We start from the raw sequence: 15953 nt of genomic DNA, 5'->3' as shown, positions 1-15953 counted from the left end.
GCCGGTCTTGACGCCGGCTTTGGTAGAAGCGCGCGTGGTCAGCCGGCGCGTCGGGCAGCCTCCGCGGGTTGGAAGGCGGGGCCGTTCGGCGACAGCCTGAGGCCAGGCTTCAGCCGCGTAAAGGGAAGGTCAGCCGGATCGAGCGCCATCGGTCCGGGTGCCGTCGCCACGAGAACGGCTTCGGCGATCGGCTCGAAATCGGCACGGAAATGGACCGAACTCTTGTTGACCAGGATCGCCTGGTCTTCCGGTTCGATCCCGACGAAGCGATACATTTCGCGATCCGCCATCTGGGCCTTGTAGGTGGAGACCACGATCCGCACGCCGTCGATGGTGAGGCAGGCGGAAGGCCCGAGATTCATGTCAGCGCCGCCGTAATAAGGGCCGGTGGCCTTGAAGCGGCCGTCCGACAGGCGGTCAACGTGATAGGTGGCCTTGAACGGTGCGTCGCCGGGAATGCCGGACTGGCCGCCGAGCGCCAGTTCGATATCGGCGCCTTCGCCGGCCGCATGGGCCCGCGCTGCGGATGCGGGATCGACGATGAGGCCGATGGCGGCGTTTCGAACGTCTTTCTCAAGAAGCGCGCGCAACATGCCGGTCGTGTTGGAATCGCCGCCGGCTCCGGGATTGTCCTGCGTGTCGGCAATGATGACGGGCCGTGTGACGGAGACTGCAATACGTTCCGCTTCGGCAATCGCTTCGAGCGGCGCGTAAGCCTTGCCGGCGAAGCTGCCCTCGCGCTCCAGGAAGGCGCGTTCGAGCGCATCTGCGGCAGCGTCCGCCTCGCCCTGCGTCCCGGCATAGGCCAGGATCGAAGGCCGGCAATCCTCGAAATCCGCAGCCGGAAAGCCGGTGAGGATCGAGGCGCTGGACACGTTGCCGCCTTCGACGCGCTCGATCTGGGCATATAGCGACCTAGACGGCTCGATCGTCGTGCATTGCCACGGAATCGGGATCAGGAACGGCAACTGCCGGAACGCCTTGGCAAAGGGCCTGCCGCGCGCCATCAGGCGGTCGAGTTGCTCGGCCGCCCGCAGTCCGGTTTCGGCCATGTCGACATGCGGATAGGTGCGGAAGGCGACGAGAATGTCGGCGGCGTCGACCATGTCGCGCGTGACGTTGCCATGGAGGTCGAGGCTGGCCGATATCGGGATTTGCGGGCCGACGATCGCGCGCAGGCGCTTCAGAAGTTCGCCCTCGCCATCGTCCAGATGCTCGGCGACCATCGCGCCGTGAAGATCGAGAAGAAGTCCGTCGATCTCGCCCGCCGCGCGCAGACGGTCGGCGATTTCGCCGGCGATGCGCTCATAGGCGTCCCGCTCGACATGGGCCGAGGGAATGGCGCCGGTCCAGAGCAGCGGCACGAGTTCCCAGCCGGCCCTTTTCGCATAGTCGACGAAACCACTGATGGCGAGGTTGACGCCGCTACAGCGGTGCGTGATTTCCGCGCCGCGGCTCATCGGCAGATAGCCGCCGCCCTGCTCGAAATTCCCGTAAGCGGCGCGCGACGGCGCGAAAGTGTTGGTTTCGTGCAGAAAACCGGCAATCGCCACGCGCTTCGACATTGAGGTCCTGTGCGGTTGGAGCATCCGACGAAAGTTGGTATCGACAGGCGATACAGATATATCGCAATTCAACGGTAGTGATGGTATGACGCGCCGTCAACCGGCATTCAAGGGCAGGTATGAATCGCAGCATCATCAGCGGAGAGGACGGAGCGCGGCCGCTCGACCAGGCGCAGATGGACGATCCGCTGTTCGTCCAGTCGATCGCCCGCGCACTTCATGTCCTGTCGGTGTTTCACAAGGCCGAACAGCCGCTCAGCCTCAACGAAATCGCGGAAGCGAGCGGAACCGGGCGCAGCGCTGCGCAGCGCGTCATCCACACTTTGCGCGCGCTCGGCTATATCGAGCGCGACGAGACGGGCAGGGGCTATCTTCCGGGCATCCGGGTGCTGGACCACACGGTCGATTATCTGCGGTTGAACAAGTTGATCGAGCGGGCGACACCGGTTCTGCTCGACCTGCGCAAGAACGCACGCGAGCGCGTCGACCTCAGCCTGTTCGACGATCTGCGCGTCGTCTATGCCGCACGGTTGCAAAGCAAGCGGGAGACGTTTTTCGCGACGCTGGTCGGCCATTCCGTGCCGACCTTCTGCACGTCGGGCGGGCGGGCAATCATGGCGCATCTGACCGACGCGCAGGTCGACGACATCATTGCCCGCTCGGACCGCCGGCCATTCACCGACAAGACGATCACGACGCCCGGCGGAGTTCGGGAAATGGTGCGTGAAGCGCGCCAAACCGGCTATGCGCTGACGGTCGAGGAAGTGCTGGTCGGCGAAGTGGCGATTGGCGTCGCCGTTCTGGGACCGGGCGGGCGCCCGCTCGGAGCGATTCATGTCGCCGGTTCTCTCAGCGAATGGACACCGGACGCGTTTCGCAGCCGCTTCGCGCCGTTGGCGGTCGAGGCCGCCAATGCGATCAATCGTTTACGATAGGATGTTGCGAAATCGAATCCGTCTCATGCCGATTTCAACAGGGGCATCTGGATCACGGTCGAGGTGACGAGCGACTGGATGCTTGCGAGCGGCACGGGTTTGCCAAAGAAATAGCCCTGCGCCTCATGGCAGCCCTGATCGCGCAGGAATCGCAGATGCGAGGCACTCTCGACTCCTTCGGCCAAGACGGGGATTTGCAGGCTCTCGGCCAGGATGATCGTCGAGCGCACGATCGCCATTGCCTGTGCGCTGGTGTCGATGTCGGAAATGAAGGAGCGGTCGATCTTGATCTTGTCGAACGGAAAGTTCTGGAGGGTCGAAAGCGACGAGTAGCCCGTGCCGTAGTCGTCCATCGCGATCTTGACGCCCCTGGCCTTCAGCTTGCGCACGACGGCAAGGGCATGGTGGTGGTCCTCGATGATGCTCGACTCGGTGATTTCGAGTTCCAGTCGCGAGGCGGGCAGGCCGGTCTTGGCAAGGATTTCGTCGACCAGTGCGGGCAGGTCGGCCTGTGAAATCTGCGCCGAGGCGACGTTGACGGCGATCTTGTACGGCTTATCCCAGCGTGCGGCCTCAGCGCAGGATTCGCGCAGAACCCATTCGCCGATCGGCAGGATCATCCCGGTCTCCTCGGCCAGCGGAATGAAGTCCACCGGCGAGACCAGGCCGCGCTGCGGATGGTTCCAGCGGACCAGCACCTCGAAGCCGATCAGATCGCCCGACGCGACGTCGTTCTGCGGCTGGAAATAGAGTTCCAGCTCGTTGCGCTCGACGGCATGGCGCAGTTCCAGCGAAAGGGCAGAGCGCGTCCGGTTCGCTTCGTCCATTGAGGAATCGTAGCGGCAGATGCTGGTGAAGGCCGACTGCTTGGCGCGGTACATCGCGAGATCGGCGCGCGTCAGCAGCGCCGGCGCGTCCGGGGCATCGTCGGGGTAGTACGCAACCCCGAGGCTGGCGCCAACGGTCAGGATGCGCGCGTCGTCTTCAATCTGCCGACAGACGACACCGTGAAGCCGGGTGGCGAATTCGAGCGCCTGGCCCTTCTGATAGAGCTTCGTCTTGACCGCGACGAATTCGTCGCCGCCGACGCGGGCCAGGAACTCCCCTTCCTGAAGGCAGTCGGACAGGCGTTCGGCGATGATCTTCAAAACCATGTCGCCGGCCGCGTGGCCATGCACGTCGTTGATGTCCTTGAAGCGATCGAGGTCTATGCCGATCACCGCGACGCGCGAGGTGTCATCATAATCTCCGCCGATGATCTCGGCGAGCTTGCTGGTCAGATGATGGCGGTTCGGCAGGCCGGTCACGGCATCATGCAGGGCGAGCTGGCGATAGCGCTGGACGGCTTCGACTTCGTTGTGATTGTCGATGAGGTAGCTCGACAGGCCGGTGCCCATGACCAGCGACATGACGGCGAGGACACCGAGGATCATCAGGCTGTCCGAAATGCCTTTTTCCGGCACGGCGATGGACAGGTCGGGCACGAGCGTCAGGGCGCCCATCCCGGTGAAGTGCATCGACACGATGCCCAGGATCAGTGCCAGAGCGCCGCCGTAGCGGCAAAAGCGCGTGACCGGACGCGCGATGCGGTTCATGGCAATTGCACCGAACGACGCCCCCAGAAGGATCGACACCGCGACGAGGGTCGTGTCCCAGTTCATCGCCGCGGTCACCCGCATCGCGCTCATGCCCGTATAGTGCATGACGGCGATGCCGAGGCCGAGCACGGCGCCGCCGACCTCGATCAGAGGGCTGGTGCGCGTGCTTGCCGCAATCACCATGCCGATGGTGCAAAAACCGATCGCCAGAAAGAGGGATATCAGCGTGATCGCCGGGTCGTAGACATGCTGGAGCGCCGGCGAATAGCCCATCATCGCGACGAAATGGGTCGTCCAGATCGCGCTGCCGGACACCACGCCGGCAAGGAACAGCCAATTGGCGCGTCGGGCGCCCGTGGTGCGCCGGGTTCGCGCGAAGAGCCGCATCGACATGACGGAACCGGCGACGCAGATGGCGGCGGCCAAAAGCACAAACCGATAGTCATGCTCGTAGACGAGACAAGAGATTACTTCCAGCACGTCACCACCCTCGATGCAGTCGAAGCCAAACGATAGACGCGGGGTGGTTAACAAGTGTGATAATGACGTTATCGCACGTCGATCACACCCTCGTGTGGTAAGTAAATGCTGAACTGGTCTGTTTCGATATCTGGATATAGACGCGTCCAGGAAGACAGGTTCTTGAGCGCCGAGGTGCCGCAGACCGAAGCCCTCGGCGCGGGTTTGCCTTCGGCGCACCCGGCTATCAACGCATCCTAGCTACCCGTGAAGGACGGCTTGCGCTTTTCCCGGAAGGCGATACGGCCTTCTTCATAGTCGCCGCTGGAAAAGGTCGCGCTGCCAAGTTCGCCGGCCCGCGCAATGTCGGCCGGATCGTTCGTCAGGACCGCAGCGATGGCGGCCTTGGACGCGCGGACCGACAGGGGCGCGTTGGCGGCAATCGTCTCCGCGACTTCCCGGGCGCGGTCGATCGCAGGCGGCTGGTCGGTGACTTCAAGGAGGAAGCCGAGGGTCAGCGCCGTCGGAGTATCGAGTCTTCCGGCCGAAAACGTCATGTAGCGAGAGAGTTGGGGGCCGAGTGCATGGACGATGTCGGCCATGGCATCCACGGGATAGGCGAGGCCGAGCCTGGCCGCAGGCACGCTGAAAAGGGCTCCCGGCGAGGCGATGCGAAGGTCACAGGCGGCAGCAAGCCCGAAACCGCCGCCGAAGCAGATGCCATCGATCGCAGCGATCGTCGGCACCGGGCAGTCTCGAACCGCCCGGAAGGCACGGGAATTCGCCGCCTCATAGGTTGCCGCGCGCGGGCCGCGGCGTGCAGTGTCGAACTCGGCGATGTCGGCCCCGGCGCAGAAATTGCCGCCGGTGCCCGATAGAACGATGGCGCGCACGTCGTTCGCGCGACCGAGCGTCTCGAAAATGAGCGCGAGGTCAAGCCACATGGATTCGGTGAGCGCGTTCTTCTTGTCGGGACGCGCCATCTGGAGCGAAACGACATGGCCCGATCGGTTGACATGAAAGCCGGGCTTTACCAAACCGTCTTGAATCTCGGACAATTTACGCCACCTGAAGCCAAGTTAAGGAAATCTGAGTTCAAACCGCGCCGTGTGTGGACTAGAATTTCACGACTGCCAAGGCCGACAACAGGGGAAGCCGATGACCATCTCGATGAAGGCGCGCAGCCAGCAGGTTCAGCCGGTCGATCCGATCTGGAGCGCCGTGCGCCAGGAAGCCGCCGATGCGGTCGCCGCCGATCCGCTGTTGTCCGCATTTCTTTACGCAACCATCCTCAACCAGGACAGTCTCGAGGAGGCGGTAATCCATCGCCTTTCGGAGCGTCTGCATCATCAGGATCTCGGCGCAGACCTGATCCGGCAGACCTACAAGGCGATGCTGCGCGACAATCCCGACTGGAGTTCGATCGTGCGGGTCGACATCCAGGCGTATTTCGACCGCGACCCCGCCTGCGACCGGTTCCTTATGCCGATCCTCTATTTCAAGGGATTTCACGCGATCCAGACGCACCGGCTCGCGCATTGGCTTTGGGGGCGGGGACGCAAGGATTTCGCGCTCTATCTGCAAAGCCGTTCGTCCGCGATCTTCCAAACCGACATCCACCCCGCCGCCGTCATGGGCAAAGGCATCTTCATCGACCACGCGACGGGCCTGGTGGTCGGCGAAACGGCCGTCATCGAGGATGACGTCTCCATTCTGCATGGCGTGACGCTCGGCGGGACAGGCAAGGCGGGGGGCGATCGGCATCCGAAAATCCGTCATGGCGTTCTCATCGGCGCGGGCGCGAAGATTCTCGGCAATATCGAGATCGGTCATTGCACGAAAGTGGCGGCAGGCTCCGTCGTGCTTCAATCGGTGCCCAACAACAAGACCGTCGCCGGCGTGCCGGCCCGGATCGTAGGCGAGGCGGGTTGCGAGGAACCCTCACGGGCAATGGACCAGCTTCTCAACCCGCAAGCCTCGCAAGGTTGACCCGACGCCGGGTTGAAAGGGGCGCTTTTGGCTTTACATGCCCGTCGAGTGCGTGCCAGAAGCCCCTCTCTTTCCAACCAGGACCGGAGTAATCCCATTGAAACCGGAAGAAATCCGAAAGCTCGACGCCTATTTCAAGCGGACGTTCCAGAACCCGCAACTCGAAGTGAAGGCACGCCCGCGCAAGGACGATTCCTGCGAACTTTATGTCGGCGACGAGTTCCTGGGAATCATCTTCAAGGACGAGGATGACGGGGAACTGTCCTATAACTTCTCGATGGCGATCCTCGACGTCGATCTGGCCTGATCACGTCGCCGGTTGCAGTGCCTTCGCGGCGAAGGCACGCATCCCGGCATCCAGCGCCTTCCAGTCCTCGAGCAGCGCCCGCGGGAAGCGGTAGCGCAGCGACAGATTGGCACCCACATCGATATCGCGCTCGCAAGGCGCCAGCGCGGTATCGGCTTCCGCTCCAGTCAGGCAGCGCGCCACGAAGGGAGCGGCGAAACGCGTCGGGTCGACGATCAGGATCTCGTCGCCATAGCCCGATGCCGCGATGAAGCGATGGGCGACAAGCCCGGCTTCCGCCGGCTCCCCCGGCTCTTCGATCAGGAGACGATAGATCGGCGTCAGCCGGCTCGACATGTCGAGCGGCATCGAACGCGGCTCGAAGCTGGCGAAGACGATGCGATGATCCTCGCCGGCATGATTGAAGAGGGCGCGCTCGTCTTCGGAATAGCCTTCGAGGCGCGGCCAGGAAAGATAAAGGTCGAGTCGTCTCGCCTCGCCGGACCGGCGGTCGCTCGCAAAGCGGATCATGTTGGCCGGGACCGCGATCATCTCCCCATCGATCACCACGCCCTGAATCGTCCGATCGTCCGTGTGGCCGGCAAGCGCGATCGCGCTGCCGAAGGTCTTGCCGGCATAGCTGATGCCGATCGAAAGCAGTGCCAGCGCAACGAAGATATAGAAAATCTTCACCATGAAGCCGTTGCCGACTTCCTCGATGGTCGCATTGTCGAAACGTGTGAAGTCGGTCATCGCGCTCGGTTCGGGAGTGTTCGCCTGCCGGATCGGCGGTTCCATCCTTGCGTGAACATGGTAAACGCGGCGTAAAGCAACCGCCTGGAGGAAAACAATGCCGGTCTATGAACTCGACGGCGTCGGGCCGCAATTCGAGGATCGCGACACCAACTGGATCGCGCCGGATGCACATGTGATCGGCAAGGTGACGCTCGGGAGCAATGTCGGCATCTGGTTCGGGGCCGTGCTGCGCGGCGACAATGAACGCATCGAGATCGGCGACGATTCCAACGTGCAGGAACACACGATGATGCACACCGATCCGGGCTACCCGCTGACCGTGGGCAAGGGCTGCACCATCGGCCATCGCGCGATTCTGCACGGCTGCACGATCGGCGACAATTCTCTGGTCGGCATGGGTGCGATCATCCTCAACGGTGCAAGGATCGGCAGGAACTCGCTGGTCGGCGCCGGGGCGCTCGTCACCGAAGGCAAGGAGTTTCCCGACAATTCGCTGATCGTCGGCTCGCCCGCCAAGGCTATCCGCACGCTGTCGAACGAGGATGCGTTGCGCGCTTCGTCGGCGAGCTATGTCGCCAATGGCAAGCGCTTCACCAAGGGCATGAAGCGCATCGACTGAAAAAGTTGGAGCCGGTTCTCGGGGAAGAACCGGCTCCAGCCAGGTCGAACGGACGGGGAGTAGGGGGCTCGACCGGGCTATCCCCACAAATCAGCGGGCAGCGACGCTGCCGACCAGAATGTCACGGTCGTCATTGATGCCGACCCACATTCCGGCATGACGCGACGACTGGCGCTTCAGGAAGCTGTATTCGGTCTCGTTCCAGCGCAGGACGCGCAGTTCCAGATTGTCGAGGACGAAGTCACCCATCGAGGTGTGGACGACGAGGACCGCGTGACCGTCGCCATTGGGCTGGCGAACGACGGTCATCAACAGGTTCGAAGCCGGCACGCCCTTCTCGATCAGGCGCTTGCGCTTTTCGAGCGCATAGTCCTCGCAATCGCCATAGCCGTTGACCGGATAGGACCAGTATTCCTCGACACCCCACATTTCCATGTCGGTGCGCGGGCGCACGGCCAGATTGACCATGTTGTTGACATTGACGATTTCGGCCCACAATTCGCGGCTCAGTTCCGTCGGCGCGTCGGCATCCGCGGTCGGCTGGCATTCGGCCGGCTTCCGCTGACAGAAATCATAGTGGCCGACAGGCTGCGTGGTCAGGCCGCCGACATGCATGAAAGGCTGTGCGGCGGCGGTCGTCGCGACCATGGCAAAAAGACCTGCCAAGGCCAGCGCGACTTTGCTATACTTCGAATTCCCCATCGTATCGTCTCCCCGTTTGGAGAGACAATGACAGGTACGGATTTATTCTGCGCGAAAAGTCAAGTGTAGTTTGTAGTAAAATCAAAACAGTATTTGAATCAATACTTATTCAAATTGCGAATATTTTTTTCACCAGCCGGTAACCATGGGTTTCGCAGGAGCATGAACGAAAAAAAGGGCCAGCGTGGCGCCAGCCCTTTCGTTCCTTTCGGAGCATTCGATCAGCGGTCGGAGAAGGCGGCTTCCAGCGTTTCCTCGCGCTGCAATGCAGCGAACTCGATGGCGATGCCGTCCTGGAAGTGGCGAACGACCTGACCCCGCATGGCGCCGAGCGTGACCTGGACGCCAAGCGCGGGCCGCACCTCGATTTCCACTGCTGCGCCGGAAAGGGAAAGATCGACGATGCGGCAGCGATATTGCCGCCCGTCGCCAAGCTGAAGCACCGTGATCGGATTGCGCGGCGCGACGCGCTGGTGGCGACGATCCTCGGGCAGGTCGAGTTCGTGCTTGTTGGCGAGCCAGGTAAGCTGGGCGGCGAGTTTCTCGCGCTTTCGTTCCGAGGCGATGACGGTCATCGCGAAGCCGTCGTCTGTCAGGCGCGTCACCACGCCCTCGATGCGGCCGATGTGATCCAGATAAGCGATCACACGCTCGCCGGGCTCGCCAGGGCGGTCGGCACGGATCGCGACGTCGCCGGGCGACATGTCGATGACTTGGCAGGGGTGCTCGGAACGGTCCTCGAGCATGAAGCGACCATAGATCTTGACGCGAACGCGCTGGAAACCGCGCCGTTCGTTTCGTGTCGGAGCGACTTGCAACGCCGCTGAACTCATCTTCGCCTCAGCCCCCGCCAATTCCGTCGGACATGTCCGACTGACTGTGACAAAAATAGCGCCACAGTCGTTAACATGTTGTAATTCGAATTGGTCGAAGGCGCGCTGTGAACGAGGTTTCGATGCCGTTTCAGCCGTCCTGCGACTTTCCGCCGTCGAGAACGACGAGATGGCGGACGCGCCGGGTGCGGTCGCCTTCCGCAGGTTCGAGATCCTGCGGGGCCAGGCTCGGCGTCCGCTTGCCCAAGTCGAGCGCCGGCATTGCCTTTGGATCGATCAGGCGCGCCTCGTCGAGTTCGAGCGTGGCCAGTGGATGCGCGCCGAGCCAGAAGGGGCGCTCCAATGGCGTGGCGAGGCCCATGGCGCGAGGGCGCCCCGGACCGGCGTCGAGCGGCAACAGCAACAACTCGAAGCCTGCAGGGCGACCTTGGCGGCTCCTGCCGTGCGCCTGCGCCAGCACCACCGCGCCCTGCGTCAGGGTCGCCTTGCCAAGAGCGTCGACCGCATTGCGGTCCTCCAGTCGCCAGATTTCGGCGAATGCCAGATGGCGCAACTCGCGACCGAATGCCGCACATACATTGGTGCCCGCGAGCCGGAACCGCAATTCGGCGGCCGTGTCGAATTCGAGAATGAAGGTATCCGGCAGGCGTCCCTTGATCGCGGTCGGGTCGATTTCCGTGCGAAACGGGGCAGGGCGGCCGGCGCGCAGCATGTCCCAATACCGGAACATCGCAATCGTGCCGTCCATTTTCATCAATGCCTGCTCCCGTTTTCTCGCCGAAGCGTCCCGGATTGGGACGAATCGAGCCACCAGATGGTCTTCACATGGCCAAGGATGCAGGGGACGTGCCAGCCCCGTTAGGAGTTCTTAACGCTTCTCGAGGACGTTAAGGTTAACGAAAGGTTGACATTGCCAGCGTGGGTGGCTCGTGAGAACTTCGGGGCACGGGAAGCAGATAGCCAGCGCAACTCCAGTCGCGCTGCGAGAGCAGGGGGCTCGATTGGCCGTTCGAAGGGATCCCTTCGAACGGCTTTCTTTTTGACCCTGCACTGGCGGTCGGCGCCCTTGGCCTCTATGTGCGGGCTGACGCCCAAGAGAGCCACGATGGACCAGCCACGCCCGATCGATAGCCCTTCCGACGAAGACTGGCGGGAAACGCCGCCACCACGATACGAGCCGATCTTCAACCTGCCTGCGGTCGTCATCGGGCTGATCGCGGTCTGCGTCGGCATCCATGCCGTGCGAATGCTCGTGCTGTCCGAGCCGCAGGACATCGGAATCATCGCACGCTTCGCCTTCATCCCGATCCGCTATTCGGGGCAGTACATCATCGACGCCTATGCCTTTGCAGGACCGGTCACCTATGCCTTTCTGCATGGCGGGATCGCGCATCTGGCGGTGAACATGGTGTGGCTGGCGGCGTTCGGCTCGCCGCTCGCCCATCGGATCGGCGCGGCGCGGTTCATCGCCTTCTGGGGCTTCACCGCCCTTGCCGCCGTCGGGTTGCATTATGTGCTCCATTCGGGCGATCCGACGCCGGTCGTCGGTGCGTCGGGGGCGATCTCGGGCATGATGGGCGCTGCGGCGCGCTTCGCGTTCCAGATCGACCGATTCGCGGGCAAGCCGGCTTTCACGGGCCCGATTCTGCCGGTCGGCGTCGTGCTGCGTCACCGCATGACCTTCATGTTCCTTCTCGTGTGGTTCGTCATCAACCTGGCAATGGGCCTCGGCTCCATCGCGCCCGGCATCGGCCAGATCGCCTGGGAGGCGCATATTGGCGGGCTCCTGGCGGGATTTTTCGGCCTCGCCCTTTTTGATCGCCGCTGACAACACGACATGTCCCGTGATGCCTCCGCGCTTGAAAAGCATCGAAGCGCGGCGCACGATGCCATCAAATGCCGAAAAGGAGGTGCGCATGACGGTAAAGGCAATTCTGGACGCCAAGGGCCGCGACGTTGTGACGGTGGAACCGGAGATGTCGCTGGCTCAGGCTGCCCAGCTTCTCGGCGAAAAGCGGATCGGCGCAGTGGTCGTCACCAAGCCGGGCGACAAGATCGCCGGCATCCTCTCCGAGCGCGACATCGTTCGCCAGATCGGGCTGCGCGGCGCCGTGGCGCTGGATGAGCCGGTGTCGAGTGCGATGACCTCGAAGGTGAAGACCTGCCAGGAGGGCCATACGGTCAATCAGGTGATGGAACTGATGACACGCGGGCGCTTCCGTCACCTTCCCGTCGAACGCGAGGGCAAGCTTGCCGGCATCGTTTCGATCGGCGACGTGGTCAAGCAGCGCATCGAGGACGTGGAGCGCGAGGCCGACGAGATCCGCCAGTATATCGCCACGGCTTGAGCCGACGGCCTGCGAAAACCTTGCCTCGCGCGCGCGATTGGTCTAGCGAACCGGAACACTTCCGACCATCGCGAACGCCAGGCAGACGATGACGCTCATTGATACCCGCACGCCCGATCCCAAGCGCCTGATCTCCGGGGCGACCGGCGATTGGGAAATCATCATCGGCATGGAAATCCACGCGCAGGTTTCGTCGCAATCGAAACTCTTTTCCGGGGCGTCGACGACATTCGGCGCGGCGCCGAACTCCAATGTCAGCCTCGTCGATGCGGCGATGCCGGGCATGTTGCCGGTGATCAACGAGGAATGCGTCAAGCAGGCGATCCGCACCGGGCTCGGCCTCAAGGCGCAGATCAACCACCGTTCGGTCTTCGACCGGAAAAACTATTTCTATCCCGACCTGCCGCAGGGCTACCAGATATCGCAGTTCAAGCAGCCGATCGTAGGCGAGGGCGTGGTGCTCGTCTCGGTCGGCCCGGACAAAAAGGGTGAGTTCGAGGAGATCGAGGTTGGCATCGAGCGCCTTCACCTCGAACAGGACGCCGGCAAGTCGTTGCACGACCAGCATCCGACCATGTCCTATGTCGATCTGAACCGCTCGGGCGTGGCATTGATGGAGATCGTCTCCAAGCCGGACATCCGCTCGGCCGACGAGGCCAAAGCCTATGTGACCAAGCTGCGCACGATCATGCGCTATCTGGGCACCTGCGACGGCAATATGGACGAGGGCTCGCTGCGCGCCGACGTCAACGTTTCGGTGCGCCGTCCAGGCGAGCCCTTCGGCACGCGCTGCGAGATCAAGAACGTCAACTCCATCCGCTTCATCGGCCAGGCGATCGAATCCGAAGCGCGGCGCCAGATCGCCATCCTCGAAGACGGCGGCTCGATCGACCAGGAAACGCGGCTCTTCGATCCCAACAAGGGCGAGACGCGCTCGATGCGTTCCAAGGAAGAAGCGCACGACTACCGCTATTTCCCCGACCCGGACCTTCTGCCGCTCGAATTCGACCAGGCCTATGTCGACGCGCTCGCCGCGCACCTGCCCGAACTGCCCGACGACAAGCGCGCGCGGCTGATCGAAACCCTTGGCCTTTCCGTCTATGACGCCTCGATCCTCGTTTCCGACAAGGCGATCGCCGACTATTACGAGAAGGTCGCCGAGGGCCGCGACGGCAAGGCCGCCGCCAACTGGGTCATCAACGACCTGCTCGGAGCGCTCAACAAGGCCGGCAAGGACATCACCGATTCGCCCGTTTCACCCGACCAGCTTGGAGCGATCATCGAACTTATCAAGGAAGGCACGATCTCCGGCAAGATCGCCAAGGACCTCTTCGAGATCGTCTGGACCGAAGGCGGCGATCCGCGCCAGCTCGTCGAAACGCGCGGCATGAAGCAGGTGACCGACACCGGCGCCATCGAAAAGGCCGTCGACGACGTCATCGCGGCCAATCCCGACAAGGTCGAACAGGCGCGTGCCAAGCCGACCATGGCCGGCTGGTTCGTCGGCCAGGTAATGAAGGCGACCGGCGGCAAGGCCAACCCGCAGGCGGTCAACGACCTCGTCAAGGCGCGGCTGGGGATCGACGCATGATGCCGAAAAGTGGCAGCCGGTTTTCGGGAAACATCGTGCGTCATTGGACAAATTGATGTTCGTCCGCACCGCCTCGAAACGCGACTTGAAGGCGGTGCAGTCGCTTCTCGCCGAGACATGGCACGCGACCTATGATGCCATCTACGGCGAGGCGCGCGTCGACGAGATCATTGCCGAATGGCATTCGATGGCGGCACTCGAGAAACGCTTGGAGGCGCCCCTGTCGGAGTTCCTCGTCGCCGATGACGGGACGGCGGTCGGTGGTGTCGCCTATGCGACGGCGGTCGACGAGGGCAAGACGGTGATGCTGCATCAGCTCTATGTCCGTCCGGAAAGCCAGGGCCGCGGCATCGGCGGGTTGCTGCTGGACGAAATCGAGGGCTGCTTTCCCGATGCGGACAAGATCCGGCTCGAGGTCGAGGAAGCGAATGCGAAGGCCGTCGCCTTCTATCTGGCGCAGGGTTTCGCAAAGGTCGGACGGACGGCGAGCTGCGGGCGGCCCGATTCCGGCATCCCCGCCGATATCTACGAGCGGCCGATCATGTGGGCGGAGTGAGCTCTTGTCATCGGCAGCCCGGAACGCCATAAGGCGGGGAAGATCGGGTACCCAGTTGCGGATGTGCGAATGTCACTGAAAACCTTCTTCACGCAGTTCTTCACTTGGTGGAACGGCCAGACGCTGGGCACGCGCTTCCATACCTGGCGGCACGGCAAGCCGGTGGGCGAGGACGAGTTCGGCAATCTCTATTACGAGGGCGGCGTCGACACCGAAGGGCGCACGCGGCGCTGGGTGATCTACAAGGATTATGCGGAAGCCAGCATGATCCCGCCCGGCTGGCATGGCTGGATGCACCACCGCGTCGACACGCCGCCGCAGGACGACAACTACCGGCCAAAGGAGTGGCAAAAGCCGCATCTGCCGAACATGACGGGCACGAGCTTCGCCTACCGGCCGAAAGGCTCGATCGTCACGCAGGAGCAGCGTCCGCGCGTGACCGGCGACTACGACGCCTGGACGCCTGGCAACTGACGGCGAGGCCACAATCGCCACAATCGACGGCTAGGCCGGACCGGTCGCGACTCAGCTAACAGGGCTTCAAGGATGACATCGAGACTGGCAGGGGCAATCGCGGGACTCGTCTTTGCAACCGGGCTTGCCGCTCCGGGCAATTCGTTCGCGCAGGACCTCCAGTTCGACTTGCCGCCGGACGACGAGTTCATCTACGAGGAAGCGCCCGCCGAGGGCGGTTCCTTCGAGGACATCCCGATGGAAGAGGCGCCGACCGAGGTGCCGATCCAGCGCGTGACCAATCCGGTCGCCGAGTTCTCCGGCATCGACAAGATCACCGGGCGCATCATCTCCTTCGACGTCTATGTCGACGAGACCGTCCAGTTCGGCGCGCTACAGGTGACGCCACGCGTCTGCTATTCGTCCGGCGAGGGGCAGGAGCCGCGCACCGACGGGTTCATCGAGGTCGACGAGATCACGCTCGACCGCAAGATCAGGCGCATCTTCTCGGGCTGGATGTTTGCCGAAAGCCCCGGACTCAACGCCGTCGAGCACGCCGTCTACGACGTCTGGCTGAAAGCCTGCAAGCAGCAGTCCGACGTGCCGGCGCCTGAATCAGCCGAAGGCTGAACGGCTCTCAGAAGATTGCCGGCTCGCCGTCCAGAGCCTTTTCCAGCATCGTCTCGTATTTGCGCCGCGGCACGTCGATCGCGCCGAATCGCTTCAGGTGCTCGGTGGTGAACTGCGTGTCCAGGAGGTCGAAGCCCCGGTCGCGAAGCCGTTCGACCAGCGCGACGAGACAGACTTTCGAGGCATCGCGTTCGACACTGAACATGCTTTCGCCGAAGAAGACGCGCCCGAGCGTCACGCCGTAGAGTCCGCCGACGAGCGCGCCATCCTTCCATGCCTCGACCGTGTGGCAATGGCCGATGGCGAAGAGACGCGCGTAGGCGGCGCGGATCGGCAGATTGATCCAGGTGTTGGGGCGGCCGGGACGGGCGGCGCCGCAGCCGGCGATGACGGCCTCGAAATCGGTGTCGAAACGGATTTCGAACGGCGCGCGACGGACCGTCCTGGCGAGGCTGCGCGGGGTGTGGAAATCGTCGAGCGGCAGGATGCCGCGCATTTCCGGGCGAACCCAGAAGATTTCCGGATCGCCGGCATTTTCCGCCATGGGGAAGACTCCTGCCGCATAGGCACGCAGCAGGAGGTCGGTCGGGATCGTGAAACCGGGAGCGAAGGGCCGGCTCATCCTATGGCGCC

Annotated in this window: 18 protein-coding genes; 10 read left to right on the top strand and 8 right to left on the bottom strand. The window is 63.2% G+C overall.

Annotation, left to right across the window (positions count from 1 at the left end):
* Positions 1-38: 38 nt before the first annotated feature.
* Positions 39-1565, bottom strand: a complete 1527-nt coding sequence (locus tag PZ895_RS17310; RefSeq protein ID WP_275840227.1) for a M81 family metallopeptidase — start codon at positions 1563-1565, stop codon at positions 39-41.
* A gap of 119 nt (positions 1566-1684) precedes the next feature.
* Between PZ895_RS17310 and PZ895_RS17305 the strand changes: the two genes are divergently transcribed.
* Entirely contained in the window at positions 1685-2500 is an 816-nt protein-coding gene (locus tag PZ895_RS17305; RefSeq protein WP_275840226.1) for an IclR family transcriptional regulator, read from the top strand.
* 23 nt (positions 2501-2523) lie between these two features.
* On the opposite strand, the gene PZ895_RS17300 is transcribed toward PZ895_RS17305, so the two are convergent.
* Both PZ895_RS17300 and PZ895_RS17295 read right to left on the bottom strand, forming a co-directional pair.
* On the bottom strand, positions 2524-4578 hold the full coding sequence (locus PZ895_RS17300; protein WP_275840225.1) for a bifunctional diguanylate cyclase/phosphodiesterase: 2055 nt from the start codon (positions 4576-4578) through the stop codon (positions 2524-2526).
* Positions 4579-4814: 236 nt separating this feature from the next.
* Positions 4815-5615, bottom strand: coding sequence for an enoyl-CoA hydratase-related protein (locus PZ895_RS17295; RefSeq protein WP_275840224.1), 801 nt, complete (start codon positions 5613-5615; stop codon positions 4815-4817).
* A 100-nt stretch (positions 5616-5715) separates the two neighbouring features.
* On the opposite strand from PZ895_RS17295, the gene cysE reads away from it, so the two are divergent.
* The gene (gene cysE / locus PZ895_RS17290) at positions 5716-6546 is read left to right on the top strand and encodes a serine O-acetyltransferase (RefSeq protein ID WP_275840223.1); all 831 of its coding nucleotides are present in this window, start codon (positions 5716-5718) and stop codon (positions 6544-6546) included.
* A gap of 97 nt (positions 6547-6643) precedes the next feature.
* Positions 6644-6853 (top strand): DUF3126 family protein, encoded by a 210-nt coding sequence (locus PZ895_RS17285; RefSeq protein ID WP_024585360.1) that lies wholly within the window; start codon positions 6644-6646, stop codon positions 6851-6853.
* Here PZ895_RS17285 and PZ895_RS17280 read toward each other — a convergent pair whose 3' ends face one another.
* Positions 6854-7585 (bottom strand): hypothetical protein, encoded by a 732-nt coding sequence (locus tag PZ895_RS17280; RefSeq protein ID WP_275840222.1) that lies wholly within the window; start codon positions 7583-7585, stop codon positions 6854-6856.
* 97 nt (positions 7586-7682) lie between these two features.
* On the opposite strand from PZ895_RS17280, the gene PZ895_RS17275 reads away from it, so the two are divergent.
* Positions 7683-8207, top strand: a complete 525-nt coding sequence (locus PZ895_RS17275) for a gamma carbonic anhydrase family protein (RefSeq protein WP_275840221.1) — start codon at positions 7683-7685, stop codon at positions 8205-8207.
* Positions 8208-8297: 90 nt separating this feature from the next.
* On the opposite strand, the gene PZ895_RS17270 is transcribed toward PZ895_RS17275, so the two are convergent.
* The 3 genes from PZ895_RS17270 to PZ895_RS17260 form a co-directional block, all read right to left on the bottom strand.
* The gene (locus tag PZ895_RS17270; protein WP_275840220.1) at positions 8298-8909 is read right to left on the bottom strand and encodes a transglutaminase-like cysteine peptidase; all 612 of its coding nucleotides are present in this window, start codon (positions 8907-8909) and stop codon (positions 8298-8300) included.
* A 221-nt stretch (positions 8910-9130) separates the two neighbouring features.
* Positions 9131-9742 carry a PilZ domain-containing protein gene (locus tag PZ895_RS17265; protein ID WP_275840219.1) on the bottom strand — a complete coding sequence of 204 codons (612 nt, stop codon included), beginning with the start codon at positions 9740-9742 and terminating at the stop codon, positions 9131-9133.
* A gap of 130 nt (positions 9743-9872) precedes the next feature.
* On the bottom strand, positions 9873-10496 hold the full coding sequence (locus tag PZ895_RS17260; protein WP_275840288.1) for a PAS domain-containing protein: 624 nt from the start codon (positions 10494-10496) through the stop codon (positions 9873-9875).
* 351 nt (positions 10497-10847) lie between these two features.
* Between PZ895_RS17260 and PZ895_RS17255 the strand changes: the two genes are divergently transcribed.
* The 6 genes from PZ895_RS17255 to PZ895_RS17230 all read left to right on the top strand — a co-directional run bounded on the left by PZ895_RS17255 (position 10848) and on the right by PZ895_RS17230 (position 15320).
* A complete protein-coding gene (locus PZ895_RS17255) occupies positions 10848-11570 on the top strand; it encodes a rhomboid family intramembrane serine protease (RefSeq protein WP_275840218.1) in 723 nt (240 codons plus the stop codon).
* Positions 11571-11658: 88 nt separating this feature from the next.
* Positions 11659-12090 carry a CBS domain-containing protein gene (locus tag PZ895_RS17250; protein ID WP_275840217.1) on the top strand — a complete coding sequence of 144 codons (432 nt, stop codon included), beginning with the start codon at positions 11659-11661 and terminating at the stop codon, positions 12088-12090.
* Between the two features lie 88 nt (positions 12091-12178).
* On the top strand, positions 12179-13681 hold the full coding sequence (gene gatB, locus PZ895_RS17245) for an Asp-tRNA(Asn)/Glu-tRNA(Gln) amidotransferase subunit GatB (protein ID WP_275840216.1): 1503 nt from the start codon (positions 12179-12181) through the stop codon (positions 13679-13681).
* Positions 13682-13736: 55 nt separating this feature from the next.
* Positions 13737-14237, top strand: a complete 501-nt coding sequence (locus tag PZ895_RS17240) for a GNAT family N-acetyltransferase (protein ID WP_275840215.1) — start codon at positions 13737-13739, stop codon at positions 14235-14237.
* 75 nt (positions 14238-14312) lie between these two features.
* Positions 14313-14711, top strand: a complete 399-nt coding sequence (locus PZ895_RS17235) for an NADH:ubiquinone oxidoreductase subunit NDUFA12 (protein WP_275840287.1) — start codon at positions 14313-14315, stop codon at positions 14709-14711.
* A 72-nt stretch (positions 14712-14783) separates the two neighbouring features.
* Positions 14784-15320: a DUF2155 domain-containing protein gene (locus PZ895_RS17230; RefSeq protein WP_275840214.1), complete on the top strand. Its 537-nt coding sequence runs from the start codon at positions 14784-14786 to the stop codon at positions 15318-15320.
* A 7-nt stretch (positions 15321-15327) separates the two neighbouring features.
* Here PZ895_RS17230 and aat read toward each other — a convergent pair whose 3' ends face one another.
* Positions 15328-15942: a leucyl/phenylalanyl-tRNA--protein transferase gene (gene aat / locus PZ895_RS17225; protein ID WP_275840213.1), complete on the bottom strand. Its 615-nt coding sequence runs from the start codon at positions 15940-15942 to the stop codon at positions 15328-15330.
* Positions 15943-15953 lie beyond the last annotated feature (11 nt).

The organism is Mesorhizobium sp. YIM 152430 (genome assembly GCF_029210365.1).
Classification (GTDB): Bacteria; Pseudomonadota; Alphaproteobacteria; order Rhizobiales; family Rhizobiaceae; genus Aliihoeflea.
The sequence above is the reverse complement of the archived record's forward strand: the minus strand, read 5'-3'. Positions and strand labels throughout refer to the sequence as shown.

Bases quoted from the DNA above. Each gene is read 5' to 3' on its own strand.
- PZ895_RS17230 (WP_275840214.1), top strand. From the start codon at position 14,784: ATGACATCGAGACTGGCAGGGGCAATCGCGGGACTCGTCTTTGCAACC.
- PZ895_RS17260 (WP_275840288.1), bottom strand. From the start codon at position 10,496: ATGAAAATGGACGGCACGATTGCGATGTTCCGGTATTGGGACATGCTG.
- gatB (WP_275840216.1), top strand. From the start codon at position 12,179: ATGACGCTCATTGATACCCGCACGCCCGATCCCAAGCGCCTGATCTCC.
- PZ895_RS17280 (WP_275840222.1), bottom strand. From the start codon at position 7,585: ATGACCGACTTCACACGTTTCGACAATGCGACCATCGAGGAAGTCGGC.
- PZ895_RS17240 (WP_275840215.1), top strand. From the start codon at position 13,737: ATGTTCGTCCGCACCGCCTCGAAACGCGACTTGAAGGCGGTGCAGTCG.
- PZ895_RS17275 (WP_275840221.1), top strand. From the start codon at position 7,683: ATGCCGGTCTATGAACTCGACGGCGTCGGGCCGCAATTCGAGGATCGC.
- PZ895_RS17305 (WP_275840226.1), top strand. From the start codon at position 1,685: ATGAATCGCAGCATCATCAGCGGAGAGGACGGAGCGCGGCCGCTCGAC.
- PZ895_RS17310 (WP_275840227.1), bottom strand. From the start codon at position 1,565: ATGTCGAAGCGCGTGGCGATTGCCGGTTTTCTGCACGAAACCAACACT.
- aat (WP_275840213.1), bottom strand. From the start codon at position 15,942: ATGAGCCGGCCCTTCGCTCCCGGTTTCACGATCCCGACCGACCTCCTG.
- cysE (WP_275840223.1), top strand. From the start codon at position 5,716: ATGACCATCTCGATGAAGGCGCGCAGCCAGCAGGTTCAGCCGGTCGAT.
- PZ895_RS17255 (WP_275840218.1), top strand. From the start codon at position 10,848: ATGGACCAGCCACGCCCGATCGATAGCCCTTCCGACGAAGACTGGCGG.
- PZ895_RS17270 (WP_275840220.1), bottom strand. From the start codon at position 8,909: ATGGGGAATTCGAAGTATAGCAAAGTCGCGCTGGCCTTGGCAGGTCTT.
- PZ895_RS17250 (WP_275840217.1), top strand. From the start codon at position 11,659: ATGACGGTAAAGGCAATTCTGGACGCCAAGGGCCGCGACGTTGTGACG.
- PZ895_RS17265 (WP_275840219.1), bottom strand. From the start codon at position 9,742: ATGAGTTCAGCGGCGTTGCAAGTCGCTCCGACACGAAACGAACGGCGC.